The following is a 25,466-nucleotide window of genomic DNA, read 5'->3' on the forward strand; positions in this document are numbered from 1 at the left end:
CTGCCGGCATCAACATCGTTCGTCGTGCACTGCAGGCTCCGGCCCGTCAGATCGCTTCGAACGCAGGTGCTGAAGCTTCGATCGTTGCCGGCAAGATCCTCGACAACAAGGGCGCGACCTACGGCTACAACGCCCAGACCGGCGAGTATGGCGACATGATCGCCATGGGCATCGTCGACCCGGTCAAGGTCGTTCGTACCGCTCTCCAGGACGCGGCTTCGGTCGCCGGCCTGCTCGTCACCACCGAAGCCATGATCGCGGAGGCTCCCAAGAAGGAGTCTGCCGGCGGCGGCATGCCTGGCGGCATGGGCGGCGGCGGCATGGGCGGCATGGGCGGCATGGATTTCTAATCCAAGCTATCTGGCTTATGCATACGGAAAGGGCGCCGAGAGGCGCCCTTTTTATTTTGGACTGAGCCCGTCAGCCGCATCTGCATACTCGAACAACAGCGCTGCTGCTGAGGCGGCGCGGTTATCGCGCCTGTTGCTCGTGAAGGGACGACTATCTGCCAACGCTACTTCACCGGCTGGCAACGGTTTAACGGAACCATGATCGTCGCCGCCTAGAAGTTGCAGTGGACAATCGGACACCCGCGATGACGAATCTGCAAAGAACTATCGGGCAGTGCGTCGGTGGTATCATCTTGATCGCCATGCTCGCCTGGGCAGGCACATATGCCGGCGCTGTCATTGCCGCATTCAGCATGGGTATTTTCGGCGGACTGGGCGTACTCATTGCGGCGATCGGGCTGATCGCAGGCGTCAGCGGCTGCCTGCTCTATAGCCGCAGTCGCGCCGATCGCAGTGGGTTCATGCTGGCCCTTTCGTCTTCCTAGGGTTGTGGGCGGCAACGTCCATTGGAATGCGCCTTTGGCTGTCCGCAAGCACGGCGTCGCTTGCGCCGGCCGCCATCGATCCGGAGCTGTCGAAAATCCGAACCTTTGGCGTGCTCGGTCAATGGATACGTCCAACCTTCCTCGCCGAAGGCATCGTTGACCGGGTTGTCGGATTCGAGGATTCCCATCAGAAGACGATCAAGACCATTACCGAGGTGCGGCTTGCCAAGGGCAGTGACTGCACCGGCGCAGCCCTGGCCGATTCGGATGACCTTCGCAAGGTCGGCCGCATCGACGAATGCTACAAGAGCACCACTCTTGGCGAGATTCCCGACGGCCTCTATGTCGAGGCCTACCCGGAACGAAACTTCACCACGGCCCACTGCTGTCTCGAACTGTCGGCGGTGATGATGACCGCAGGCCAGAAGAAGACGGTGCTCACATGGCGGCAAGGCAGCGCAAGGGTGCCCTCCTATCTGCCGATGTTGGCGATGTACATGGGGACGTCCGTCGAGAAGCCGGCATCGATATAGGAGGACCGCAGCGGCCCCTTCACGTTTGTCAGTTTTGGCGCACCCGACCTTAGGCCGGCAACGATGGCATCGGCAATCTATAGACTCGATCCGACCAAACCGCCGAGCCGTGGCACTGCATCGAACGCCAAGCTGTCCAAGGACGCGCTCGACCTTGCGGAAAAGTGGGAACGTTCGGATGTCCTCTCCGCACTCGGCATCGTTAGCATGCTGTATCAAGAGGGTTATGTCGATGACAACACCATCAGAGTCGCCACCCGCCGCGTCTACCTCAGCCAATATGAGATGCGGCCCGATCTGCCTCTCTCCAAACTTTTACCCAATCTTACTCCCGAACAAACCGCCGTCTTCAACGACGAACGTCTGCGCATCCTGACCACGGCACGGGTGTGCTCCTGGTGCGCAGGGGCATCCGTTCTACGGCAGAACGACATCAACAGCCAACGCGCGTCAGAGGCGTTCAAACAAAAGGTCGATCTGAAGTTGTGGCAGTACATCGGGCTGCTGCACTGGGCGGATATCTATCCATCGAGCCGAGACACGATCCTGCAACGGCGCAGATCGATGTTCGAATCGGTGCTCCGGTCCCCTGACGACGTGATGGACCTGAAGGTGCAGGCGTTTGTTTACGGCGTACATAGCGCCCTGCTCGACGATAAGATGCGCGCGCTGACGCCGCTGGTGGGCAAGTTTTCGGAAACGGCTTTTCTGCGCTTTACAGGATTAGGCATCAATCGCCGGCGTTGTGGGCCAAACTGGACAAGTTAAGCACAGAAAGGGGTGGCGGCTCCCTGTCGGCATTGTTCCCGCGCAACGAAAGCTGGACCGCATTCTGGAAAGCGATGCTCGTACGCGCCGACGCGGTCGCCGATGTCAAGAAGCGCGACGAGGCAAGAAAGGCGATCGTCGAGCAGCTGGCTAGCCAGAACCTTCTCGACAGCGGGACCTAAATTTAGCGATTGGAATGCAGTTCATCCAGAAGCGTCATAGCCTTCGAATAGACGGCGCGCGACCTTGCCTCGCGGCCCTCGATCGGTGCCTGGAAACTGTAGCCAGCGAAAACGGTGCCATCGATCGAAAACGCGACGCGACATCGGTCCAACGAACAATCCATCAAATAGATCGCGTTGTCCGGCAGCCGCCAGCTTGGGTCGGTGCTGACCCAGTATTCAGCATTCGAAGGCATTTTATAGCGGACAAAACCGACTGCCGGCAGCCCAACGATCGGGTTGCCGCTGCCTGCCGATTTGGCAAGTCCTGCAGCAAGTTCTTCTCGCGGCGGCCCGTTGAGGAGAAAGGGATGCCTCAGCGAAAAATCCGACGATAGACCCACGACAAGCGTTTCGGGCCAGTCTGCCAATGCTTCGGGTGCATTGAATCTGTCGCACCACAGAGCGGCCCAACCACCGGGTTTAGCCATGGTACAAAATGTTCGCTCGACGAGATTCGGCTTGTGGTGGTTCTTCAGATCGCCAAAGCGCAGGGAGAGTGAACTGGCGGTCAGGGGAATCAAACCATTGTCAGTTGCGCTGCACACCAGGCGCGTGCCTTTGGCACTGCTCAAACCGTAGTCGGCTATATAGCCGTTGCTGATCTGCACCACGGGCGCAGGCGGGGTCGAGAGCAAACGGCCGCCGATCTTGATGTGGATGATCGATGTCAGACAGGCTTGCGATGCCGGCCGTGCGTCAAGTTTCGGTTTGACGACAAACAGCCATGAAAATCCGAGCGCCAAGACCAGAAACGCGACGAGCACAGGCGACTGTACGATGGCCCTCTTCGCGCCGAACGAACGCAATCCCAACCCTATGCCTCGCGCGATGACGCCCGCCGCCGCACCTATTGCCATTGCTGCCCACAGCACGGCAGCCAACAAGCCTCCCGGTCCGTCGAAAGAGCCATCGCCACGCAGGTAAGCGATGCCGGCAGCCAGGACGACAGCGCAGACGGCGAGACACACGCGGTTCGGCATTGCCACCGCGATGAAGAAGGGCACAAACAGAAACGGAAGCGGGATCAGGATCAAAGGAATCAGCAAGACAAGCACTCCTCGGCGTTGGCCGATTGCCATTTGCTTGCCTATGAGCGCGGAACGATGGCGAGCCGGACCAGGCGCCGTGCAGATGCCGCGTAGATTTTCAGCACACGCATAGATCGGATCGGCCGTCCCTGCCCGTCGGCCATTGCCAGTTTGGCGCCGAGCATGACGAAGGCGCCGGCGAAGGTGCGGCGCATCCAGCTCAGCACCATCGGCCGCGACACGACATGGCTGCGGATCGAGGCGGCGAAGCTGGAGCGCCGATTTGCGGGACCGACCTCAGATAGCGGCGTCGGCGTGCCGCGCAACCTTGCCCGCAAGCACCGCCTGCTCGACCAATGCAGCCACCTCATCGGCCACCGCCAGCACCGGTGCACGGTCGCGGGTGGCCCTCGCAATCACCATCAGCCCTTCCAGCGAGGATTCGACCAGCAGTGCCAGGGCATGCGCCCGGCGTTCGGGCACTCCTGCCCTGACAAAGGCCTGTCGCAGCAAGCCGATCCATTGCTCGAAAGCCGATCGGCAGAGTTCCGCCAGTTCCGGCACATCGGTGGGTGAATCCAGCACCACCGGCGCGATGGGGCAACCCAGCGAAAAATCATTGTCCTCCAGCATGCGCCCGACCGACTGGTATATGTGATGGACGGCCACTGCAGGATCGCTCTCGGCTGCCAGTGCTTCGCCCAGCCTTTTCGTGACGTCGGCAACGCTGTTGCGCGTCACCTCGATGACCAGTTGGTCCTTGCCGCCTGGGAAATGAAAATAGAGCGAGCCGCGCGGCGCCCCGCTGGCGCCCAGAATGTCGTTGAGCGAGGTGCCGTGATAGCCGCGCTGCTTGAGCAACAGGCCTGTGGTCTCGAGTATGCGGGTGCGGGTGTCGTTGGCCATGTCAACCTCTGTCAGCAGTGACGCATTATAGGCCTTGCCAAGAATATGACAATCGGTCTATATAATATGTAGATCAGTCTATATATTATATAGGAGAGTGATATGCGCAGCTACCGTCTTCAAGGGTTTGGTGGAACCGAATCCTTGGCCATGCGCGACGAGGCGCGGACGGAACCGAAACCGCATGAGATCGTGGTGCGAGTCCGCGCCGCCTCGCTCAATCGGCGCGACACGATGATCCTTGGCGGCACCTATCCGTTGCCGCCGCGGCAAGGCATCGTGCCGCTGAGCGACGGCGCCGGTGACGTCGTCGCAATCGGCGATGCCGTCACCCGTTTTGCCGTCGGCGACCGCGTCACAGGCAGCTACTTCGCCCGCTGGATCGATGGCCGCATCAATGCCGGTCTGATCGACCAGCTCGGCTGTACGCTTGACGGCATGCTGACTGAGTTTGCCGTGCTCGACGAACAATGGGCGGCGCGACTGCCCGATCATCTGAGCTGGCACGAAGCGGCGACGCTGACCTGCGCCGGCGTGACGGCCTGGAACGCGGTGACCGGGACCCGGATTCCGAAGCCTGGTCAATGGGTTCTCACCATCGGTTCGGGTGGCGTTTCGCTGTTTGCTCTGCAGTTCGCCAAGTTGCTCGGCTGCCGGGTTGTCGCCATCACATCGCGCGCGGAGAAGGCCGACAGGCTGCGGGCGCTGGGCGCCGACCTCGTTGTCTCCAGCACCGACATACCGGAATGGGGCGGCTGGGCGCGCGAGCAGACAGGCGGCATCGACCTCGTCGTCGAAACCGGCGGCCCGGCCACCTTCGCGCAGTCGCTGATTGCCAGCACGCTTTATGGACACATCGTGCTGCTGACGCTGCAGGACGCCAGTGGCAGATCGATCGAGATGCCGGCAGCGCTTTATCAGCGCAGCCTCGCCACCATCAGCCGCCTGTTCGTCGGCAGCCGCAGCAATCTCGAGGCCATGCTGCGCGCCGTGTCGCAGCATCGCCTCAAGCCCGTTGTCGACAGGGTCTTCCCCTTTGCCGAAGCCCCCGAAGCGTACCGCCACTTCCAGCAGGGCGACGTGTTCGGGAAGGTTGTCATCGACTGCGCCTGACCCAATTGCCCGCTTTTCAACCCCGAACCAGGAGAACGACCATGACCATCCGTGAAGCTTCCGCAGAATGGCAAGGCACGCTGAAGGAAGGCGGCGGCCGTCTGCGGCTTGGCAGCGGCGTCTTCGAAGGCGCCTATTCCTTTCCGTCGCGGTTCGAGAACGGTCCGGGCACCAATCCCGAAGAGCTGATCGGGGCAGCACATGCCGGCTGCTTCTCGATGGCGCTGACCTTCATCCTCGGCCAGGAAGGCCACGTCGCCCGCACCATCCGCACCGTCGCCAAGGTGCATCTCGGCGCGACCGCCGCCGGGCCGACGATCACCCGCATCGAGCTCGAAACGGAGGCGGAGGTCACGGATCTCGCCGAAGACGAGTTCGAACGCCTGGCGCAGTCGGCCAAGGCGACTTGCCTCGTCTCGCGCGCCTTGGCCGGCGTGCCTCAGATCACCCTAAAGGCCGTGCTGGTCAAAGCCGTCAAAGATCAATGAAACCGGGAGAATATGATGAAACAGGAGCTTATCATGGACGCAGCCGGGAATGATTTGTCCCGGCAGACGGCCGAGATCATGCATCGCTTCAACGATGTGTTCCAGCTGCACGATCCGTCCGCGCTTGCCGAGTTGGTGGCGCAGGATTGCGTTATCGAAAACACCGTGCCGGCGCCGGACGGCGCCCGCCATGCCGGCAAAGAGGCGTGCATTGACCTATGGTCGGCGATCGCCACCCAGCCCGGCACGCGCTTCGACCTCGAGGAAACCTTCGTCGCCGGCGAACGGGCGACGATCCGCTGGCGCTACTTCATGGCCGACGGCAACTCCATCCGCGGCGTCAACCTGATGCGTGTCGCGGACGGGCTGATCGTCGAGGCGATGGGTTACGTCAAGGGATAGAAGCGTTGCCCGATACGGCACTCCCGTTCCCAGCCCGGAATCTCGCTCAAGTCGAGTTTCCGGGCCGGTTTTCTGGTCACTGGATGACGCGGTGCAGCTTCACCGTGGTGCTGGGACTGTTCTGGATGGTCTGGAAGATCACGCAATAGCGATCCGTGAGTTCGAGCAGTTGGTCAAGCTGACTTTGGGGAGCGTCGGTGTCGATGTCGAACCGCAAGCGGATTTCCTTGAAGCCCACTGGAACACCCGCAGTCACGCCGAGCGTGCCGCGAAGATCGACGTCACCTTCCGCGGAAACTTCGGCGGACCTGATCGGAATTTCGAGCACGGCCGCCGCCGCGCGCATCGAGACACCGGCGCATGCGATCAGCGCCTCCAGCAGCATGTCGCCGGAGCACAGTTCCTGGCCGCTGCCCCCGGCCATCGGATGGATGCCGGCAAGCGCCAGCCCGCGTCCGGTCTCGACCTGGCAGGTGACGGTGGACGCGTCGGCGACGCCTTTGGCCTTCAAGGTGAGGAACGCGGCCTTCGCATCCCTGCGATAGAGATCCTTGATCGGCTCCTGCGTGGCGCGAAATGTTGCGATTTCCATGAACAATCTCCTGTCTTGAATTGTCGTTGTCAAAAATGGCGAGCAGTGGCCGGGCCCTTATTCCGGCACCGCGATGCCGGAGCCGCCGAGCTCAGCCGGAAAGTCCCTGAGCTTGGGCAGCCCGTCTTTCATCGGCAGCACGGTCTCAGCGTAGTTGACGTGAACCCCAGGCGTGAATTTCACGCCTGGTATCGTTGCCGCATAGACATCGACCAGGCCGAGCGGCGGATGAACGGTCATCAGATGACCACCGCATTTCGTGCAGAACTGGCGATCGCTCATTTCGGTCTTCTCGAACCCGGACAGGAACTCCGCGCCCCTGGTGACCTTGACGTTCTGAGGCTTCCACAGCGTGAAGGCGTTCACGGGAGACGCCGACCACGATCGACACGAACCGCAATGGCAATAGCCCATTGCCTCGGCGGCTCCGTGCACTTCGATTTCCACGGCGCCGCAAAAACACCCGCCCTTATGTACCGTCATGACTTTTGTCCCTGGTTGGTTTCGACAGCACTCAGCGCCCACTCTCGGCAGCGCTTGAGCACCGGTGCAGGTTTAGGAGTTCTGGCCGCGAACTGAATGATACGGCGTCCGCCTCGCTTGACAGCGCGTCCGGAACTCGAAAGGGATGGCTCACCGGCTAGCCGGGTGCGGGACGAAACGGAATGGCCGGGGATGCTCTGTCTGACCTGTTGAGGACGGTACGCCTTACCGGCGCGACGTTTTTTGACATTGAGGGCCACGAGCCGTGGGCCGTCTGTTCGCCGGCGCCATCGTCCATCCTGCCGAAGATCCTGCCCGGTGCGGACCATCTGATCTCCTACCATGTGGTAACGGCCGGTCGCTGCTTCGCGCGCATCATCGGCCAGGAAGCGATCGCGCTGGAGGCCGGCGAAGTCGTCGTCTTCACCAGGAGCGACCCGCACATTATGTCCAGCAATCCGGCGTTGCGCGCCGATCCGCCGACAGCCGACGTTCTCGACATCGCAACAGCCGGCCGGATGCCGTTTTACATCAACTGCGCCGGCGACGGCGCGGCCTCGGCCAGGCTGGTTTGCGGCTATCTCGCCTGTGATGCACAGCCTTTCAATCCACTGCTCGAGGCTTTGCCGCCGGTGATCAAGGCCGAAGATGCCAAAGGCGATGGCGGCTGGCTCAGCCAGTTCATCAACCTGGCTGTCACGGAGGTGGCGCAAAAGCGCGCAGGCAGTGAAACGGTGCTCACCAAACTGAGCGAACTGATGTTTGTCGACGTGTTGCGCCGTTACTTGGAATCGCTGCCGCCACAAACCACGGGATGGCTGGCTGGCCTGCGCGATCCGCACCTGGCGAGGGCGCTGGCGCTGATCCACGACCGGCCGGCGCATAACTGGACGGTGGAGGCGCTGGCGAAAGACTCCGCGCTGTCGCGCAGCGTGCTCGCCGAACGCTTCACCAGGCTGGTCGGCATGCCGCCAATGCATTATCTCGCCAAATGGCGCATGCAGATCGCCTCGGAGCTGCTCAGCGCCGGCTCCAGCAACATGGCCAGCATCGCCGCTGAAATCGGCTACGAATCCGAAGCAGCGTTCAGCCGCGCCTTCAAGAAGATGATCGGCCTTCCGCCCTCCGCCTGGCGTCTAGGCATCCGGACCGGATCCGGAACCGACGAAGAGTAGGCCGATGCCTGCTAGATCCTGTTCTATCGATCAGCCAGCGCCAGCTTGGCCCCAAGCATGACAAAGGCGCCGGCGAAGGTGCGGCGCATCCAGGTCAGCACCATCGGCCGCGACACGACATGGCTGCGGATCGAGGCGGCAAAGATGCCGTAAGCGACGAAGACGACGAAGGTCAGCAGCATGAAGACGCTCGAGAGCTCCAGCATCTTGGCAAATGCGTTCGGTTCGGTCGTGCTGACGAATTGCGGCAGGAAGGCAAAGAAGAAGATCGACAGCTTCGGGTTCAGGATGTTGATCAGGATGCCGGAGGTGATGACCTTGGCTGCCGAGCGGGGTGCCGCGTTTTCATCGACGCTCAGGCCGCCCTTCTCCTTCAGCGTGTTCCAGGCCATGTAGAGGAGATAGGCGACGCCGAGATATTTCAGCGTCTCGAAGGCGACAGCACTTGTGTGCAGCAGCGCCGCCAGGCCGGTGATGGCGGCGGCCATATGTGGGATGATGCCAAGCGTGCAGCCGAATGCAGCAGTGATCGAGGCGCGCGCGCCTCGCGAAAGCCCGGCGCTCAGCGTGTAGAGAACGCCGGTGCCGGGCGAAGCCACGACGATCAGCGACGTCAACAGGAATTCGATGCTCATGGTTCCTCCAACGCCCTGCCCGTGGTGGAAGCTATCGGGGGATGTGGGATGAGGCAAGGTGGGCGTCGGCTAGATCGTTGGCATCCCGTGCGCCTTGCGCGCCATCAGGCAATCGTCGCCGCCAGGCATGCAGGCGTGGCAGACGTCCGGGCGGATCTCGTAGATGCCGCAGGCCGTGTGCTTGCCGATCTCGCCCGTAAGCGCCGAACAGCGCACGCCCTCGCAGCGCATGCCGGACAGGTCGGCGGACACGAACTTTTCCGGAATCCGGTCAAGTTGCGCATCGTCCTCGGTCGAGAAGCGCGGCCATTCGGCCGAGTAGGAGCAGCAGGCGCCGCAGCTCTGGCAATCGAAAACCGGCTGGTCGTCCTGTTTTGACGACCGGATATCCCTGGCGGCCAACGCGACCAGCCCAGGCGCTGCGAGATTGCGATCGGCTTGGTGCGGCAAGGCGCTATTTCTTCTTGCCTGCCTTGCCCTTGGGCGTGGCGGCTGGCGCCTCGAACAGATCGGTCGCCGACGGTTCGGCGGCCTTCGGCGCGGCAGCGGGCTTGGCCTGCTTTGCAGTGGCAGCAGCCGGCGCTGCCGGCTGGTCCTTGGTGGAAAACTTTATGGCCATGTCAGTCCTCGTCGGAAAAGCGGGATGATGGTGCGCGCGGATTGCGCAAGCGGCCGATCAGCGCCGAGACCGCTGTGATGTTCATTTCCTCGGGCGACCAGTTCCTCGCCTCGGCAATGTGGTGCGCCGCCAGTTCGCGATGCGTGCTGCCGCTATAGGCGGCATCCTGGTAGGTCACGCGCTCCTGGGTCTTTTTGTCCTCGCGGACATATTCGACCAGATAGTTCGGGGCTTCGGCACGGCCGCGCACGCCGACGCGCACCTGGGCATCGCCATGCGCGCGCTTGCAGCGCTCGAGCTTTTCCAGCACACGGCGGACATATTCGACCGGCTTGTCCAGGCCCGGGACCATGGACGCGATGGTCGCATCGGCATCGATCGGCGTCGGCGGTACGCGCTTGGTGGCCATCAGCGTTTGCCTGCCCGCTTCGGCAGCGCCGCAAGGACTGCGGCCGCTGCCATGTCGTCGGCTTCCTTTTCCTTGCGCAGTTCGCGCAAGCGCGCGGTCTTGGCTTCGCGCGCCTCGCTGACGGCATCACGCTCGGACAGGATGCGGTTGAGTGACATCGACTGGGTTTGCGTCTTGCTGAACAGCGAGCCGGCCTGGTCGGCAGTCTTGGATTGAGTGGTCAAAACTTTCTCCTGTCGGGAGCCTGGTGCCGATAGAGCGAGAGCGGTCTTCGATTACGACCAAAGCAATACGGCAGCGGGGCAGTATGGGCGGTTCAGATTGCTGGATCGTCCCTTAGCACGTTCCGGCCGGCGTGCGGCGCACTTTTAGCGGCATGACGCACAAAATGAAAAAGGCCAGGCACCGCCTGACCTTCCATGAAAGCGCCGCGCATCCAGTTGGATGCGCAAGGCGCTCCTTTCAGCCTTTCATCGGTGCCAGTACATCCGTGGTCACCGGAAGGCCGAATTCCTTATCAGGCCGCCTTCAACTGGTCGGCGGACATCTTGCCCGACTTGTTGTCGCGGGTCATCTCGTAGCCGAGCTTCTGGCCCTCGACGATGTCACGCATGCCGGCGCGCTCTACGGCCGAGATGTGGACAAAAACGTCGGCGGAGCCGTCGTCAGGCTGAATAAAACCAAAACCTTTGGTGGCGTTGAACCATTTCACTGTGCCGGTGGCCATGAAGAACCCTTTCCCTGGCAAATATTCGTTCACCATCGTGCGACTGCACAACAGCGTTTTGTCTCGATTTTTGATGGGGAAGTTCGTCAAAGGCGCGCATCATGCGCGGATAACAAAAGTCGGTCAAACAAATATCGACATGTTTCTTATAGACTTCTTTTAGCGCCGAGTCAATTTCTGGTTTGGCCGGAACCCAAATTCAACCTGAGGGTGCCTGAGGCATAAGCCTCAACTGACGAGGTGGCGGAGCTCAAGGCGTTCCAAAAAATATTCCACGCCCCGGAACCAATCGCAAGCCGGCGCATTTCCGTGGTGTCAGCAATTCAGAGAGCAATCTCGGTAATGCTGGCAAAAGAACGCCTCCCGCACATTAAGCGGTGCGAGAGGCGTTCTTGTAAGTGCCCTTGTCTGACGCAATTCCCAGGGGAAAACCGTTTCACACTTTCCTTAAACTCACGCTGGCGGCCTACAGGATCGCGCTGATCAGCGGCAGGATCTCGTAGTGGAAACCGCGGCCGGAGCTCGACACCGGATCGCCGTCGGTGACCGCTCTTGCCTCGGCTTCGCTGCCGACACGCAGGATCAGCAGACCCCAAGGACCGGCCGGGTCGGCGACCGGCCCGGCCAGGATCATGGTGCCCTCGGCAAGCTTGCCGCGCAGATAGTCGGCATGCCGGCCCATCAACTCCCTCTCCTCCTCCGTCAGGGTGAAGGCGAAGTCCGGCCGAGGCGGGATCAGCCGGCAGTGGAAGATTGTTGGCGCGGTAGTCTCACGCGGTCCATCATTGCTGGCCATCGGTCACTCACCGTGATGTCATTAGTGGTCCTATTCGTCCGGGCCGGGTTCCGGCCAAGTCTCCTTCGCTGCTTCCGCATACCAGTGCCGCATCGCCGGCGTTGCCAACACGGCGTCGACGTAGGCGCGCGTGTCGGGCGCGAGCTTGCCGCCATAGGTGTCGAAGCGGGTGACGACAGGTGCATACATGGCATCGGCCGCGGTGAAATGACCGAACAGGAAGGGGCCGCCTTTGCCGTATTGTTCCCGGCACTGGCGCCAGATCGTTTCGATGCGCGCGCGCTGCATTTCGCCTTCGGCGTCGAGCGGCTTGTGGCCCTTCGGCCGGCGCAAATTCATCGGCCAGCCATAGCGCACCTCGCGAAAGCCGGAATGCATCTCGGTCGCCACCGAGCGAGCCAAGGCGCGGGCGCCGATATCCTGCGGCCAAAGTTTTTTCTCCGGAAACAGGTCGGCCAGATATTCAAGGATGGCAAGGGTTTCCCAGACAATCCTGCCATTGTGATTCAACACTGGCACAAGGCCGGTGGGCGAGACTTTCGCCAGAGCGGCAAAAGTCTCGGGCGTGCGCAGGCGCACGAAACCTTCCTCGAACGGGATCTCCAGATGCTTCATCGCCACCCATGGCCTCAGCGACCAGGACGAAAAGCACTTGTTGGCGATGATGAGCGTAAATTCAGCCAAGGCGGTCTCCCCAAAATTTCGTCACACTAGTCACACGATACGACGCGGCAAAGCGTTTCGGCGACCATATAAGCGACCAGATGCGACGATGATCGCCGCCCAGGGAACCTAAGCCAAGCCGGCCCGTTTGCCTCCTGCGAATGAATCCCCGGAATCCCAGGAGATGCAAAGATGGTGAACAAGGATCAGGTTGCCGGCGTGGCCAAGCAGGTCAAGGGCTCGGTCAAGGAGGCCGGCGGCAAGGCGACCGGCAACAGGCAGACCCAGGCCGAAGGCACTGCAGACAAGACCGCCGGCAAGGTGCAGAAGGTCTATGGCGACGTGAAGGACAAGATCAAAAAGGCGCTCTGACCCGATCTCGCAGGCAATGAGGAAGGCGGCTCAAGGCCGCCTTTTTCTTGTCAGAGGCTGAGACTCTTGCTGAAGGCGCTGGTGAACTTGACCTCGCCGTGGTCGCCGGCCGCCTCGCCCAGCACTACGTCCATGCTGTCCCCGGTTACCCTCACCAGCGCGAAGCCGCCCATATAGGCGGCCTTCGGCTTGAACAGGTCGAGGCCATCGCTCTTGTAGATCATCGGCACTTCGTGCTGATGGCCATGGAAGATGGCGATGACATTGTAGCCCTTCAGCGCCGCCAGCAGCGCCTGGCGGTCGGCCTCGCTCCACCAATGCGGCGCGCCTGCGCCGTCATCGTCATAGGTGCGCTTGGCCGGGTCCCAGCGCTCGACCGAGAAAGTGTCCCAGCCATAGTGCTGGAACAGGATGACGGGACGGCCATCCGCCGCGTAGGTCGCCAGATCCTGCTTCAGCCACGGCAGGCTGCTCACCGCGCCATGGCCGGTGTCGCCGGCAAAGCGGTGGGTCTGGACGAGATGCAGGCCGCCCCAGTCCCAGGAATAGCAGTCGGTGTCGACATCGTATTCGGTGGCCGGCACCGGCGGCTTGAAGAACACGCCGGGGCGGTGGTTGATCTCGACATAGTCGCGCAATTCACGCCGGTACCAGTCGACATGGGGCGGCGAGCCGTTCTGGTCGAGATCGTGATTGCCGAGGCCGACATAGACCGGCATGTGCACGCGATCGGGACCGACGCCCTGTTGATAGCGCTGGCTGAACTGCAACAGTTGCGTGCCTTCGCTGGGCTCGGTGATCTGGCCGCCGCCATCGTCGGTGATGTCGCCGCCGACAACGAGGCCGAGCGGCGCATCGATGCGGCCGCCGGCCGAACGCAGGCGGGTTGCAACGCCATCGATCTCGACTGGCCATTGCCGGCCGGCCAAGCCATTGAGGACAGCGACATTGCGCAGCAAGGCGGCGTCGGTCTTGCCTTCCTCCAGGCAGTTGGGGCTGAGGCCGCTCGACATGCGGCAGGCATGGACGTCGGCGATGAACAGAAAGGTGGCGTCGATGGGCTGGATGCGCTTGCCGGTCTGGCCAAGCGCGGCGCGCGGCAGCATGCCAGCCATGGTAAGGCCGGCTGCCTGTGCGAGGAAATTGCGACGGGAGAGGACGAGCTTGCGATTCATGACCTGAAATTCAGCACAGCCGGCGCCCCACCGTCCAGTTGCCAGGAATGGCAGGTCGACACGGCACTGTGGCTCTGGCATTTCTTGGGTCATGCTGGCGCGTAGCAAATACAAGCAGAGGGGGAGGATTTCATGAGAGCCGTTTCGATAGGCGTGGTGCTGGCTGGGTTGCTACCGGCGGCTGCGGTGCATGCCGCCGATTGTGTCGACGCAAAATCGGCCAAGGCCGGCTTCGTTCTGGAAATGCCTGGCGTCCGCAGCGAGTTTCGGCCGGTGGCCGGCGGCATGGTGTCCGTCGCCAACAACTACGAATCGCAATCGCCGCAGACACAGTTCCTGTTTGCCGGCCTGGTCGAAGTGTTTCGCGACAGCGATACCGGACGGGTGGCGACGATTCCGTTTTCCGATCTGCGAAAACTGTTTCCGCTGAAGACGGGAGCCAAGAGCACGATCGAATTCGTCGAGTTGTCGCCGAACAAGCAGCCGAAGAGCACCAAGACACTGAGCCTGGTCGTCAAGGGCAAGGAGACGTTCAGCGTCGGCGGCTGCAAATACAACGTGCTGGCGGTCACGGAGACCTTCAAGAACGGCGCCGGCGAAACGCTGGACACATTCACCGCGCTTTATGCTCCCGATCTGCAAGCGTCTCTCGCCCGGCGTTACGACGAAGGGACCAGCGCGGAATCGGTGAACGGTTACGAGACGATCAAGCCGCTTTCCAACTAGAACAGCGCAGTTCCGGCCTCAAGGTTTTCCCGGCCGCAGCAGGATCCTGCGACGCCGCTTCGCTCTGCTCGGGAATGGCGGCGTTGAGCTGCCCTGAAGTTCGGCCAGGCAATCGCGCAGCACGCTGGCATCCTGTGCCGCCTTGGCCATCGACATGGCGCCGGAATAGGCGGCGATGGCGAGTGCCGCAAAGCGCTCGGGGTCGGTGCCCTGCTCCCTCCCCGACTGCTGGTCGGCTCGCACCTTGTCGGCAACCGCCTGACGCCATCCGGCAAAGATATCGTCCAGAGCGGCGCGGAAATCCGGGTCAGCGAGCGACAGTTCATGCGCCAGATTGTTGAGCGGACAGCCGCGCACGAAGCCTTGCTGCTCAAGCTCGGTCGCCACCGCCTCGAACACCGCGCGCACGCCTTCGCGCGCCGAGCCTGCCGCCCGTACAGGGTTGATCCAGGTTTCATCGAGGGCCGCTGCCACGCGCTCCTCGATCACCGCCAGAGCGAGCGCCTTCTTCGTCGGGAAATGATGATGCAGCGCGCCGCCGCTGACGCCTGCGGTCGTCATCAACTCGCCAAGAGCGGATGCATGATAGCCACGCGCCTGGAACGACGCTTCGGCGATATCGAGCACCTTGTTGCGCAGCCCTTCGGGATCGTTGGTGCGTTTTCGCGGCGGCCCTTTCGGAGCCCGAGCAATCTCTGCTGACATTTGCCAACGATAGCAGATTGACAAAACAGGACAACCGGTCTGTTTTATAAACCGGATGATCATCCTGTTTTTGGAGACGACACAATGACCGTACCCCTGAATGCGCCTGCGACGGCAAGCCTGCTCGCTTCGCCTGTCGTCGAGTTGCGGCAGTACACGCTGAAGCCGGGACGGCGCGAGACGCTGATCGACATCTTCGACAGTCGGTTCATCGAAGGCCAGGAACACGCCGGCATGACCATCATCGGACAGTTCCGCGACCTCGACCGCCCCGACATATTCGTCTGGCTGCGCGGCTTCGATGGCATGGAAGCGCGGAAGCAGGCGCTCACCGCCTTCTATGACGGGCCGGTGTGGACGGCGCACCGCGACGCCGCCAATGCGACGATGATCGATTCCGACGATGTGCTGCTCTTGAAGCCGGCATGGCCAGGCGCCGGCTTCGATCTGTCAGGCGCGCAGCGAGGCGCCATGCCGGCGGATGGAAAGCCAAGCGCAGACAATGGCTTGACCGGTGTTGTTGTCATCCAGATTCATCATCTGCGGTCTGGCGCCGAAGCCGATTTCGCCGGCAATTTCGAAACGGATGCCGTTCCGGTCCTTATCGGCGCCGGCGGACGGTTGCTTGGCGCCTTCATCACCGAGCACGCCGAAAACAGCTTTCCCCGCCTGCCGGTGCGCTTGAGCGAAAACGTCTTTATCGCGGTGACGGGTTTCAACAGTCCCGAGGCGCATGCCAGTTACGAAGCCGCAGTTGCCGCTTCGCCCCAATGGCAAGCGGCCGATGTGACCTGGCGGACCGAAACCTTGCGCCTGACGCCGACGTCGCAGTCGCTGCTGCGGTAACCGGATCGGCACGCGGCCAACCGAAGTTCATACTGAGCGATAGGCCGGCGGCTTGACCGCCCTCGCCGATCGGCATTGCCTTCGTGACGCGGGCAACAGCGAGAGCATTCGATGCGACTTGGCCTTCAATGAGACTTTCTGGCAAACGAGCACTGGTGACCGGCGGCTCGGACGGCATCGGCCTGGCGACATCGGAAGCTTTCTTGCGCGAGGGCGCCGACGTGCTGATCGTCGGTCGCGACACCAGCAAGCTCGAGACCGCCCGCGAGACACTTGCGGCGGCGGGCAACGTCGGCACCCAGTCGGCCGATCTCTCGACCTCGTCCGGCATCGATGCCGTGGTCGATCGCGCGAAAGCAACCGGCCCGCTCGACATCCTCGTCAACAATGCCGGCGTCGCTTATCTGGTGCCTTTCGAGACCGTCACCGAGCACCAATTCCAGCAATCCTTCGCGCTCAATGTGACGGCGGCGTTCTTCCTTACCCAGCGGCTGCTGCCGCATCTCGGCGCCAACGCCTCCGTCATCAATATCTCGTCCTACTTCGCCGACAAGATGATCCCGAAGCGGCCGTCGAGCCTGTATTCCTTGTCCAAGGGCGCGCTGAATTCGCTGACCAAGTCGCTGGCCTTCGAGCTTGGTCCGCGCGGCATCAGGGTCAATGCGATTGCGCCCGGCACGGTCGACACCGCCATGCGGCGCAAGTCGATCGACAACCTGCCGGCGGCAGCGCAAGCCGAGCTGAAAACCTATGTCGAGCGCAGCTACCCGCTCGGCCGCATCGGCCAGACCAGCGATCTTGCCGGCATCGCCGTCTATCTGGCCAGCGACGAGGCGGCGTGGACCAGCGGCGGCATTTTCGCGATCGATGGCGGGTATACGGCGAGGTGACCGTTTGGACGGCCCTCGGCCTCGAACAAGCGGAGCACTTGACCAAACTTCCGATACCGCGTCTGTCTGCAGATTGAGCAATGCTTCAGACATTCGTGGTGCCATGCCGTCTATCGATCCACTGATCCTCTTCTACACAACGTTCTTCAGCAAACCCGTCGATATCGCGTCGATACAGTGCGAAATGCCCGGGCGGTGGACACTGGACAAACGACGGATTTCCGAGGCCGCGGCAGTCGTCTTCCATATTCCGAACTTTCGCGAAGTTGGCGATGCCTACAAATACCCTGGTCAATATTGGGTCGCCTGGTCGATGGAATGCGGCCAAAACTACAAGCGACTTGCCGACCCCAAAATCATGCGGCACTTCGATATCATCATGACGCATGAATCCCGGTCCGATGTCTGGGTACCCTACCTTCCGCGTGCGGTGTGGTGGAAAGATGCGCTGGCCAGACCAATCGTACCGAAAACGGAAGAAGCGCCGGTCGCACTCTTCCAGTCGGCCGGCCTGAATTATAGCGGCCGTGTCGATTTGGCGAACGAACTGGCGCGCCACATCAAGATCGATTCTTATGGCCGATATCGCAACAACCGATCGGTCTCTGGCCCCGATCTGGGCTCGAAGACCAAGATCGAAACCATTGCGCGGCACAAATTCTGCCTGGCCATGGAGAACTCGATCGAGGCCGACTATGTCACCGAGAAAATCTATGACGCGTTCATGGCGGGCACGGTGCCGATCTACCTTGGCGCTCCCAATGTGGACGAGTTCGTTCCGGAGCACTCCTTTATTGACGCCAGTGCCTTCGCCAGCGCCAGCGATCTTGCAGCCTATCTCCAGCACCTGATCGCAACGCCGCAAGACTACGAGGCTTATTTCGACTGGCGCTCAAAGCCATTGCCCGACAACCTCGTCAAACGGGTGCAATCATTGGAAACACCCGCGTTCTGCAGACTGATGAGCGTCGTGCGCCAGCGTCTGGAGGCGCGGACAAGCAAGCCTTCCGGACGGCGAACACTTCCGTTCGGCTACAGATCCTATCTCAGGACAAAGCTGCGCCGTTGGAGGAAAAAGGTTCCGAGCTGACGGTCCGCGATCAGGCGCGCTTTCAGCAAAATACGGAGAACAAAGAGCGTCTCTTGCGACGTCGAGACGGCTTCGACCTTGCCGCCATGCATCTTGGAAATCTCCGAGGCTATGTGGAGGCGCTCCCAGGGTGGACTTGAAATTCTCGGTTTCGCGATCCGAAGCTCGATCCGGATGCGATGCCGGATTTTGGTCGGGAAACTGAACAGAAGGACAAGTGCATAAGCTACCTCATCGCTGCTGTTGCCAGTGAGACGCCGGCACGGATGGTAGTTTGTGTGGCAGCGTCGCTCGTAGGTAGAGTAGGTAGACATGAATTGCGCATTGCTGATCCTGGGGGAAGTTTGCGTAGAGCAATCCGCCAGCTCGACATGATCTTATCGAGCTAAATCCGCAAGTTTCCGTCCACTTCATGGGATCAAGCCGCACTGAGGAGCAATTTCCTTCACACGAAAGTGGAGGGTGCAGGATCCCGAAGGCCGGCGCTACTGCTTCAACCGATTTACTGCCTGCCGGCCGCAATCTCTGCTTGAAGGCCATTGTGCAACGCGATACGCCGTTGCCGAATTCGATCGTCGGAGAGACAAGTGACCGCTGCCAGGACCAGAACCGAAACCGACACGTTCGGCCCCATCGAGGTTGCCGCCGACCGTTACTGGGGCGCGCAGGCGCAGCGTTCCCTCGGCAATTTCAGGATAGGCTGGGAAAAGCAGCCGGCCTCGATCGTGCGTGCGCTCGGCATCGTCAAGCGAGCGGCGGCGGAAGCCAATATGGAGTTGAAGCGGCTCGATCCGGCAGTCGGCAAGGCGATCATCGAGGCGGCGCAAGAGGTGATCGACGGCAAGCTGAACGATCATTTCCCGCTGGTCGTCTGGCAGACCGGCTCGGGCACGCAGTCCAACATGAACGCCAACGAGGTGATCTCCAACCGGGCGATCGAACTTCTGGGCGGCGTCATGGGCTCGAAGAAGCCGGTGCACCCTAACGACCACGTCAATATGAGCCAGTCGTCGAACGACACCTACCCGACAGCCATGCACATCGCGTGCGCCGAGCGCATCGTGCACGATCTGCTGCCGGCGCTGAAGCATCTGCACGCTGCGCTCGAGGTCAAGACGAAGGCCTTCGCCCACATCATCAAGATCGGCCGCACCCATACGCAGGACGCGACACCCCTCACGCTGGGCCAGGAATTTTCCGGCTACGCCGCGCAGGTGGCCTCTTCGATCAAGCGCATCGAGATGACGCTGCCCGGCCTGCAGGAACTGGCGCAGGGCGGCACCGCCGTCGGCACCGGCCTCAACGCGCCGGTCGGCTTTGCGGAAAAGGTGGCGGCGCGCATCGCCGACATTACCGGCATTGCCTTCGTCACCGCGCCGAACAAGTTCGAGGCGCTCGCCGCGCACGATTCCATGGTGTTCTCGCATGGCGCCATCAACGCGGCGGCCGCCGCCCTCTTCAAGATCGCCAACGACATCCGCTTCCTCGGCTCCGGCCCGCGCTCGGGCCTCGGCGAACTGTCGCTGCCGGAAAACGAGCCGGGTTCCTCGATCATGCCGGGCAAGGTCAACCCGACCCAATGCGAGGCTCTGACGCAGGTCTGCGTGCAGGTGTTCGGCAACAACGCCTCGCTGACCTTCGCCGGCAGCCAGGGCCATTTCGAGCTCAACGTCTACAACCCGCTGATGGCCTACAACTTCCTGCAGTCGGTGCAGTTGTTGGCCGACGCCTCGATCTCCTTCACCGACAATTGCGTCCTCGGCATCGAGGCTCGCGAAGACAACATCAAAGCCGCGCTCGACCGCTCGCTGATGCTGGTGACCGCGCTGGCGCCGACGATCGGGTACGACAATGCCGCCAAGATCGCCAAGACCGCGCACAAGAAGGGCACCACCTTGCGCGAGGAAGCACTGGCCACCGGGCTGGTCAGCGAGGCAGACTACGACCGGCTGGTGCGGCCGGAGGACATGACGCATCCGGGTTAAGCGATTCCAGGGGAAGTGCCTTGCGTTTCCTCGGGAAGCGCGCAGCCCTCTTCTTGGGGATTGCGTCAACTAGAAATCCGAATTTTGGGGCGGGACAATTTGCTCCCGCCGCTGCTGGCCGCGACAAGAATTTTGCGTCGGTCGAACGATCCCGAAATGTACGTCCTGTGAACAATGTGTCGCCGGACTGGCGGCTTTGGTGAACAGTCGGCTTGGTCTATCTGACGGGACATCAACCCTTTTCGGAGAGCCACCATGTCCATCAACACTTCCGCTGCCGGCGCCGGCATCGCGTCCAACAGCTCCACCACCATCCTGCTCGGCCGCATCCTGCTCGCCGCCATCTTCCTGCTTTCCGGCTTCGGCAAGCTCACCGCCATTTCGGGCACCGCCGGCTATTTCGGCGCCATGGGCCTGCCGGTGCCGACCGTAACGGCCATTGTCGTCGGCCTGATCGAATTGCTCGGCGGCCTTGCCGTGCTCGTTGGCTTTCAGACCCGCATCGCCGCCTGGGTGCTCGCGGTCTTCACCATCGCCTCGGCCTTTGTCGCCCATACCGGCTGGGCCGACCAGAACCAGATGATCCATTTCCTGAAGAACGTCGCCATCACCGGCGGTTTCCTGCTGCTGGCTTCCTCGGGCCCTGGCGCCTACTCGATCGACGCCAAGCGCGGCTGAGCTTTCCCTCCCAAGCCTGAAAAAAGCGGCGTGGAATTTTCCACGCCGCTTTTTCGTTGTCTGCCCAAGCGCGCACCCGTCCCATCCCTGCTAGGATCGGTCTCGAAACAGCCGGCGGACAGACAACGGAGATGACCATGCCCCGCGATGCATTGCTTCTGATTTCCCGGCTGCTGCTCGCCGCCCTGCTCGTTCCCTCCGGCTACCACGCGCTCGCCGACATTGCCGGGACGACCGGCTATTTCGCCGGCCTCGGCATGCCATTGCCGACCCTTGCCGCCTGGGGCACCGGGCTGTTCGAGTTGATTGCCGGTCTCTTGATACTGGTCGGCTTTCAGACGCCGGTCGTTGCGATACTTCTTGCCGCTTTCTGCATCGTTGCAGGCTCCATCGGCCACTACGGCCAGGGCGGCGATGACCCGATGCTCACCTTCCTGCACCAGCAGATGCTGATGAAGGATATTGCCATCGCCGGCGGATTCCTGGCGCTAGCCATGGCCGGCGCCGGGGCCTGGTCGATCGACGGGCGCGGTGCCGCGGTCTGATATCGTCAAATATCGTCCCGGTTGAACCATCGATGCCCGAGGCAGGTCGACCCCCACTCCGTCTCGGCTTCGCCGAGCCCCCTCTCCCCCGATCGACGGGGTAGAGGAAGGGCGCGAGCCTATTGCCGCCAACGCTTTCCAACGAGGCTCCCTTCCTTTCCCTCCGGAGGGGGAAGGTGGCGGTGCGAAGCAGCGACGGATTGAGGAAGCCGGTGCTCGAACGCGAGGCCGACGACGACATGGTTTTGCTGTCAGGCCGCGCCTACTTCACCGACACGCTCTGCCCACCCTCGACCGCCAGCACCAGCCGGCGGTTGGTGATCCGCGCCAGTTGCGCCAGCCGTCCGGCCGGGCGTTCGCCGTAAAGATCGGAAAGTGAGGCCGGCAGCACCAGCGCCAACGTGCCATTGCCGCGGTTTTCCCATTTCAGCCGCGGCATGACGCCGGGCATGGCCGCAGTCAGCAGATAGACGACGCGCAGCACCGCCGCCAGGATGCGGGCGCGCTCGAGATAGCGCGGCGTCGCCAGGCCGCGGATTTCCGGCGCCGCATCGTTGAACACGCCTTCGTGGCGGAACAGGCCGACCAGCGCCAGGAAGGCACGGCCGGGGTGATCGACGCCAATGAAGGATGCGTGGGCAATGATGTTGAGCGACTGCTTGCCGCGATATTCCGGGTGTGCGCGCCAGCCTATATCGGCCAGCAGACAGGCAGCGTGGCGATAGCGTGCCTCATCCTCCGTCTCGTCGATGCCGAAGGCGGCAAAGGTCTTGTCCGTCCATTCGACAAGCTCATGCGCATGGGTGACCGAGCGCGACCGCAGCCGCGCCAGTTCCTCCGAAGCGGAGACCAGCGGATCGGCCTTCTGCTCGGCAGGGTCGAGCAGCGAATAGAGAAACCCTTCGCGCACGCCCAATGCCGAGACGATGATCTTCGACGGTTGCATCGCCGCCATGATCTCCTGCAGCACGACCGCGCCATAGGGCAGCAGCGAACGGCGGTTCTTCGACACACCTTCGATGCCCTTGACCTTCTCGATCTCGCCTTTCGCCACCTGCTTCAGGAAATTGGCGGCGCTTTCGACACCGATCTCATAGTGGTGCATGACGCCAAGCGGGTAGTTGGTCATTTCCATGTGCAGCCGGGCAAGGTTTCGCCAGGTGCCGCCAACGGCGTAAAAGGGCCGTCCCAGCCCGCCCTTCAACAATTTGGCGCGCGCCAGTTCGTCGCGGGTGATCTTTGCCGCCTGGGCGAGCGAATTCCTGGCCATGTCCTGCAGCCGCAGGCCACCCAGCGGCAGCGTGATGCCGTCGCCGATCGCCTCGCCATTGATGTCGATAAGCTCCAGGCTGCCGCCGCCAAGATCGCCGGCAATGCCATTGGCGGGGTGGAAGCCCGAAATGACGCCAAGCGCTGAATAATGCGCCTCCTGCCGGCCAGTGAGCACGCGGATCTCGGTCTTGAGCACATCCTGGGCCCGGTGGATGAAATCGGGGCCGTTGATCGCTTCGCGGGCCGCGGCCGTTGCCAGCACAAACATGTGCTCCGCACCCGCCTGGTCGGAGAGCGCGCGGAAACGGCGGAACTCCTCCATCGAGCGCGTCACCGCCTCGGGATCGAGCTTGCCGGTCGAAACGATGCCGCGGCCGAGACCGGCCAGCATCTTTTCGTTAAACAGCAAGGTCGGCGAGCGCGCCAGCCCTTCATAGACGACAAGGCGGATCGAGTTCGAGCCGATGTCGATGATGGACAGCGGCCGGCGATCCTGCAGCCGGCCTTGGGACGTTGAAATCATCAGCCGGTGTTCTTCTTGCGACGCTTGAACTGCGCGATGCGCTTGGGCGCATGCGACTTCAGCGCGTCACCCCGTCCCGACAGGCTCGGATTGGTCATGAAATATTCCTGCGCGTTGAACGGTTCCTCACCCTCCTCCAGCACGACGCGCCGGGAGGTTCCGTCAGCCAATACGTCGAAACTTTGCTGGTTGTCCATGATGTTGCCCAGCATGATCTGGCCAAGGATCTGTTCATGCACCGTCGGATTAGTGATCGGCACCATAGTCTCGACGCGGCGGTCGAGATTGCGTGGCATCAAGTCGGCCGAGGCGATGTAGACGATCGCCTCGTCCGACGGCAGGCCATGGCCGTTGCCGAAGCAGTAGATGCGGCTGTGTTCGAGGAAGCGGCCGACGATCGACTTGACCCTGATGTTTTCCGACAGGCCGGGCACCTGCGGCCGCAGGCAGCAGATGCCCCGCACGACGAGATCGATCTCGACGCCGGCACGGCTGGCGTCATAGAGCGCGTCGATGATGTTGGGATCGACGAGCGCGTTCATCTTCATCCAGATGCGCGCCGGACGGCCAGCCAGCGCGTAGGCGACCTCGTCGGCAATGTGCTTGAGGATACGGCTGCGCAGCGTAAACGGCGAGATGGCGATCCGCATCTCATCGGTCGGCTCGGCGTAGCCGGTGATGAAGTTGAACAGCTGGGCGACATCGCGCGCGATCGTCGGATCGGTGGTGAAGAAGGACAGGTCGGTGTAGATGCGCGCGGTCACCGGATGGTAGTTGCCGGTGCCGAGATGTACATAGTTGCGCAGCTTGCCGTCCTCACGCCGCACCACGAGCGACATTTTCGCATGGGTTTTCAGTTCGAGGAAGCCGAACACGACCTGGACGCCGGCGCGTTCGAGGTCGCGCGCCCAGCGGATGTTGGCTTCCTCGTCGAAGCGCGCCTTGAGCTCGACCAGGGCGGTCACCGACTTGCCGGCCTCGGCCGCGTCGACCAAGGCGCGCACGATCGGGCTGTCGTTGGAGGTGCGGTAGAGCGTCTGCTTGATTGCCACCACCTCCGGGTCGGCCATTGCCTGGCGCAGGAACTGGACCACCACGTCGAAGGATTCATAGGGGTGGTGGACGACGATGTCCTTCTCGCGGATGGCCGCGAAACAATCGCCGCCATGCTCGCGGATGCGCTCGGGAAAGCGCGGATTGTAGGGGGTGAACTTCAGGTCGTCGCGCGGCACGGCGACGATCTCGGAAATCTGGCTGAGCGCCAGCGGGCCGGTCAGAACGCTGATGCGGCTCGAAGAGACGCCAAGCTCGCCGGCGACGAACTCGCGCAATTCACCGGGCATCGACTTGTCGAATTCGATGCGGATGACCGAACCGCGGCGGCGCCGCTTCAGCGCCGTCTCGAACAGGCGCACGAGATCTTCCGACTCTTCCTCGACCTCGATATCGCTGTCCCGGATGATGCGGAAGGTGCCGGAACCCTTGACCTCATAGCCGGGGAACAGCTTGCCGATATAGAGGCCGACAGCCTCCTCCAGTGGAATGAAGCGAACGTGCTGCTTGCGGTCGGGCAGGCGGATGAAGCGCTTCAGCGCCACCGGCAGGCGCAGAAGCGCGCTCATCTCCTCGCCATTCTTGCGGTGGCGCAATTGCAGCGCCATCGAGAAGCCGAGATTGGGAATGAACGGAAACGGATGCGCCGGGTCGATCGACAGTGGAGTCAGGACCGGGAAGACCTGGTCCTGGAAATGATCTTCCAGCCAGACTTTCTCATCCTTGGTCAGTGCATCGCGGGTGATGCTCTCAATGCCTTCCTTGTTGAGCAGCAACATCAGCGCCGAAAGGCTGTTCTGCTGGTCCTCCTGCAGCCGCTCGACCTCGCGCAGCAATTGTTCCAGCTGCTGCTCCGGCGTGCGGCCGTCGGGGCTCTTGAGCGCAATGCCTTCGCGCACCTGGCCGGCAAGGCCGGCGACGCGGACCATGAAGAATTCGTCGAGATTGGCGGCTGAAATCGACAGGAAACGGACGCGTTCGAGCAGCGGATGGTGCTGGTTCTGGGATTCCTCGAGCACACGCCGGTTGAACTGCAGCCAGGAGAACTCACGGTTGACGAACCGATCGGGGTTGCCGCCCTCGGGGCTCGCCACCTCGACATTGATGAATTCGCTCTGCACCGGCTTCAGTTCGTTCATGGTTCCTGCTCTTCCCCCGCCAACCGTCCCTTGGAGCGCCGCTGGACGTGCCATGCCTCTAACACGCTTTT

Annotated in this window: 32 protein-coding genes and 1 pseudogene; 16 read left to right on the forward strand and 17 right to left on the reverse strand. The window is 62.2% G+C overall.

Annotated elements, in window-relative coordinates; genetic code table 11:
* The 4 genes from NKH22_RS28285 to NKH22_RS28300 form a co-directional block, all read left to right on the forward strand.
* Positions 1–350, forward strand: a 350-nt coding sequence (locus tag NKH22_RS28285; RefSeq protein WP_352504666.1) for a TCP-1/cpn60 chaperonin family protein, incomplete at its 5' end; no start/stop codon positions are given.
* Positions 351–595: 245 nt separating this feature from the next.
* Positions 596–835, forward strand: a complete 240-nt coding sequence (locus NKH22_RS28290; RefSeq protein WP_023821186.1) for a hypothetical protein — start codon at positions 596–598, stop codon at positions 833–835.
* Between the two features lie 26 nt (positions 836–861).
* A complete protein-coding gene (locus NKH22_RS28295; protein ID WP_352911934.1) occupies positions 862–1,368 on the forward strand; it encodes a hypothetical protein in 507 nt (168 codons plus the stop codon).
* A gap of 63 nt (positions 1,369–1,431) precedes the next feature.
* Complete coding sequence (locus tag NKH22_RS28300) at positions 1,432–2,136, forward strand: hypothetical protein (protein WP_023821188.1); 705 nt, start codon at positions 1,432–1,434, stop codon at positions 2,134–2,136.
* Between the two features lie 184 nt (positions 2,137–2,320).
* On the opposite strand, the gene NKH22_RS28305 is transcribed toward NKH22_RS28300, so the two are convergent.
* The 3 genes and pseudogenes from NKH22_RS28305 to NKH22_RS28315 all read right to left on the reverse strand — a co-directional run bounded on the left by NKH22_RS28305 (position 2,321) and on the right by NKH22_RS28315 (position 4,294).
* Positions 2,321–3,406, reverse strand: coding sequence for a hypothetical protein (locus tag NKH22_RS28305; protein ID WP_155921575.1), 1,086 nt, complete (start codon positions 3,404–3,406; stop codon positions 2,321–2,323).
* 137 nt (positions 3,407–3,543) lie between these two features.
* Positions 3,544–3,657, reverse strand: a pseudogene (locus tag NKH22_RS28310) (LysE family translocator); the annotation flags it as partial.
* A gap of 28 nt (positions 3,658–3,685) precedes the next feature.
* Positions 3,686–4,294: a TetR/AcrR family transcriptional regulator gene (locus tag NKH22_RS28315; RefSeq protein ID WP_023821191.1), complete on the reverse strand. Its 609-nt coding sequence runs from the start codon at positions 4,292–4,294 to the stop codon at positions 3,686–3,688.
* Between the two features lie 102 nt (positions 4,295–4,396).
* Between NKH22_RS28315 and NKH22_RS28320 the strand changes: the two genes are divergently transcribed.
* From NKH22_RS28320 to NKH22_RS28330, 3 genes are read left to right on the forward strand one after another with little or no spacing between them, the layout of a single operon-like run.
* The gene (locus NKH22_RS28320) at positions 4,397–5,407 is read left to right on the forward strand and encodes a zinc-dependent alcohol dehydrogenase family protein (protein WP_023821192.1); all 1,011 of its coding nucleotides are present in this window, start codon (positions 4,397–4,399) and stop codon (positions 5,405–5,407) included.
* 41 nt (positions 5,408–5,448) lie between these two features.
* Positions 5,449–5,895, forward strand: a complete 447-nt coding sequence (locus tag NKH22_RS28325) for an OsmC family peroxiredoxin (RefSeq protein WP_023689922.1) — start codon at positions 5,449–5,451, stop codon at positions 5,893–5,895.
* A 15-nt stretch (positions 5,896–5,910) separates the two neighbouring features.
* Positions 5,911–6,297, forward strand: a complete 387-nt coding sequence (locus NKH22_RS28330; RefSeq protein WP_023752084.1) for a nuclear transport factor 2 family protein — start codon at positions 5,911–5,913, stop codon at positions 6,295–6,297.
* 76 nt (positions 6,298–6,373) lie between these two features.
* Here the strand turns inward: NKH22_RS28330 and NKH22_RS28335 are convergent, their stop codons facing one another.
* Both NKH22_RS28335 and NKH22_RS28340 read right to left on the reverse strand, forming a co-directional pair.
* A complete protein-coding gene (locus NKH22_RS28335) occupies positions 6,374–6,889 on the reverse strand; it encodes an OsmC family protein (RefSeq protein WP_023684308.1) in 516 nt (171 codons plus the stop codon).
* Positions 6,890–6,946: 57 nt separating this feature from the next.
* Positions 6,947–7,372, reverse strand: a complete 426-nt coding sequence (locus NKH22_RS28340) for a GFA family protein (protein ID WP_023734267.1) — start codon at positions 7,370–7,372, stop codon at positions 6,947–6,949.
* A gap of 182 nt (positions 7,373–7,554) precedes the next feature.
* Between NKH22_RS28340 and NKH22_RS28345 the strand changes: the two genes are divergently transcribed.
* On the forward strand, positions 7,555–8,547 hold the full coding sequence (locus NKH22_RS28345; RefSeq protein ID WP_023821193.1) for an AraC family transcriptional regulator: 993 nt from the start codon (positions 7,555–7,557) through the stop codon (positions 8,545–8,547).
* 23 nt (positions 8,548–8,570) lie between these two features.
* On the opposite strand, the gene NKH22_RS28350 is transcribed toward NKH22_RS28345, so the two are convergent.
* The 8 genes from NKH22_RS28350 to NKH22_RS28385 all read right to left on the reverse strand — a co-directional run bounded on the left by NKH22_RS28350 (position 8,571) and on the right by NKH22_RS28385 (position 12,417).
* Positions 8,571–9,182, reverse strand: coding sequence for a LysE family translocator (locus NKH22_RS28350; RefSeq protein ID WP_023689918.1), 612 nt, complete (start codon positions 9,180–9,182; stop codon positions 8,571–8,573).
* A 69-nt stretch (positions 9,183–9,251) separates the two neighbouring features.
* Positions 9,252–9,632, reverse strand: a complete 381-nt coding sequence (locus NKH22_RS28355; RefSeq protein WP_023715196.1) for a YkgJ family cysteine cluster protein — start codon at positions 9,630–9,632, stop codon at positions 9,252–9,254.
* Between the two features lie 4 nt (positions 9,633–9,636).
* A complete protein-coding gene (locus NKH22_RS28360) occupies positions 9,637–9,801 on the reverse strand; it encodes a hypothetical protein (RefSeq protein WP_023671505.1) in 165 nt (54 codons plus the stop codon).
* A 1-nt stretch (position 9,802) separates the two neighbouring features.
* Positions 9,803–10,210: a hypothetical protein gene (locus tag NKH22_RS28365; RefSeq protein ID WP_023671504.1), complete on the reverse strand. Its 408-nt coding sequence runs from the start codon at positions 10,208–10,210 to the stop codon at positions 9,803–9,805.
* Positions 10,210–10,434 carry a hypothetical protein gene (locus NKH22_RS28370; RefSeq protein WP_023689917.1) on the reverse strand — a complete coding sequence of 75 codons (225 nt, stop codon included), beginning with the start codon at positions 10,432–10,434 and terminating at the stop codon, positions 10,210–10,212. The genes NKH22_RS28365 and NKH22_RS28370 overlap by 1 nt, the downstream gene beginning before the upstream one ends.
* A 293-nt stretch (positions 10,435–10,727) precedes the next feature.
* Positions 10,728–10,937: a cold-shock protein gene (locus tag NKH22_RS28375; RefSeq protein WP_023671502.1), complete on the reverse strand. Its 210-nt coding sequence runs from the start codon at positions 10,935–10,937 to the stop codon at positions 10,728–10,730.
* A 466-nt stretch (positions 10,938–11,403) separates the two neighbouring features.
* Positions 11,404–11,733, reverse strand: a complete 330-nt coding sequence (locus tag NKH22_RS28380; RefSeq protein ID WP_023824496.1) for a YciI family protein — start codon at positions 11,731–11,733, stop codon at positions 11,404–11,406.
* Positions 11,734–11,763: 30 nt separating this feature from the next.
* The gene (locus NKH22_RS28385) at positions 11,764–12,417 is read right to left on the reverse strand and encodes a glutathione S-transferase family protein (RefSeq protein WP_023684314.1); all 654 of its coding nucleotides are present in this window, start codon (positions 12,415–12,417) and stop codon (positions 11,764–11,766) included.
* A gap of 171 nt (positions 12,418–12,588) precedes the next feature.
* Here NKH22_RS28385 and NKH22_RS28390 point away from each other — a divergent pair, with 171 nt between their 5' ends.
* Positions 12,589–12,768 carry a CsbD family protein gene (locus tag NKH22_RS28390; protein WP_023671498.1) on the forward strand — a complete coding sequence of 60 codons (180 nt, stop codon included), beginning with the start codon at positions 12,589–12,591 and terminating at the stop codon, positions 12,766–12,768.
* A 50-nt stretch (positions 12,769–12,818) separates the two neighbouring features.
* Here NKH22_RS28390 and NKH22_RS28395 read toward each other — a convergent pair whose 3' ends face one another.
* Complete coding sequence (locus NKH22_RS28395) at positions 12,819–13,943, reverse strand: metallophosphoesterase (protein ID WP_023689913.1); 1,125 nt, start codon at positions 13,941–13,943, stop codon at positions 12,819–12,821.
* Between the two features lie 132 nt (positions 13,944–14,075).
* On the opposite strand from NKH22_RS28395, the gene NKH22_RS28400 reads away from it, so the two are divergent.
* On the forward strand, positions 14,076–14,669 hold the full coding sequence (locus NKH22_RS28400) for a hypothetical protein (protein WP_023689912.1): 594 nt from the start codon (positions 14,076–14,078) through the stop codon (positions 14,667–14,669).
* Between the two features lie 18 nt (positions 14,670–14,687).
* Here NKH22_RS28400 and NKH22_RS28405 read toward each other — a convergent pair whose 3' ends face one another.
* The gene (locus NKH22_RS28405; protein ID WP_023689911.1) at positions 14,688–15,374 is read right to left on the reverse strand and encodes a TetR/AcrR family transcriptional regulator; all 687 of its coding nucleotides are present in this window, start codon (positions 15,372–15,374) and stop codon (positions 14,688–14,690) included.
* An 84-nt stretch (positions 15,375–15,458) separates the two neighbouring features.
* On the opposite strand from NKH22_RS28405, the gene NKH22_RS28410 reads away from it, so the two are divergent.
* The 6 genes from NKH22_RS28410 (at position 15,459) to NKH22_RS28435 (ending at position 21,408) form a co-directional block, all read left to right on the forward strand.
* The gene (locus NKH22_RS28410; protein WP_023689910.1) at positions 15,459–16,220 is read left to right on the forward strand and encodes an NIPSNAP family protein; all 762 of its coding nucleotides are present in this window, start codon (positions 15,459–15,461) and stop codon (positions 16,218–16,220) included.
* Positions 16,221–16,348: 128 nt separating this feature from the next.
* On the forward strand, positions 16,349–17,110 hold the full coding sequence (locus NKH22_RS28415; RefSeq protein ID WP_023821201.1) for an SDR family NAD(P)-dependent oxidoreductase: 762 nt from the start codon (positions 16,349–16,351) through the stop codon (positions 17,108–17,110).
* A 103-nt stretch (positions 17,111–17,213) separates the two neighbouring features.
* Positions 17,214–18,200: a glycosyltransferase family 10 domain-containing protein gene (locus NKH22_RS28420; RefSeq protein ID WP_023715187.1), complete on the forward strand. Its 987-nt coding sequence runs from the start codon at positions 17,214–17,216 to the stop codon at positions 18,198–18,200.
* Positions 18,201–18,787: 587 nt separating this feature from the next.
* Positions 18,788–20,185 carry a class II fumarate hydratase gene (fumC, locus tag NKH22_RS28425; RefSeq protein ID WP_023694685.1) on the forward strand — a complete coding sequence of 466 codons (1,398 nt, stop codon included), beginning with the start codon at positions 18,788–18,790 and terminating at the stop codon, positions 20,183–20,185.
* Positions 20,186–20,440: 255 nt separating this feature from the next.
* Positions 20,441–20,863 (forward strand): DoxX family protein, encoded by a 423-nt coding sequence (locus NKH22_RS28430; protein WP_023694684.1) that lies wholly within the window; start codon positions 20,441–20,443, stop codon positions 20,861–20,863.
* Positions 20,864–21,000: 137 nt separating this feature from the next.
* Positions 21,001–21,408, forward strand: a complete 408-nt coding sequence (locus tag NKH22_RS28435) for a DoxX family protein (protein WP_023715186.1) — start codon at positions 21,001–21,003, stop codon at positions 21,406–21,408.
* 262 nt (positions 21,409–21,670) lie between these two features.
* On the opposite strand, the gene ppx is transcribed toward NKH22_RS28435, so the two are convergent.
* Together ppx and NKH22_RS28445 are read right to left on the reverse strand one after the other, a co-directional pair.
* Complete coding sequence (gene ppx / locus NKH22_RS28440) at positions 21,671–23,203, reverse strand: exopolyphosphatase (RefSeq protein ID WP_023697723.1); 1,533 nt, start codon at positions 23,201–23,203, stop codon at positions 21,671–21,673.
* On the reverse strand, positions 23,203–25,395 hold the full coding sequence (locus tag NKH22_RS28445; RefSeq protein ID WP_023671487.1) for an RNA degradosome polyphosphate kinase: 2,193 nt from the start codon (positions 25,393–25,395) through the stop codon (positions 23,203–23,205). The genes ppx and NKH22_RS28445 overlap by 1 nt, the downstream gene beginning before the upstream one ends.
* Positions 25,396–25,466: the final 71 nt, after the last annotated feature.

Source organism: Mesorhizobium sp. M1252 (genome assembly GCF_040318265.1).
GTDB lineage: Bacteria > Pseudomonadota > Alphaproteobacteria > Rhizobiales > Rhizobiaceae > Mesorhizobium.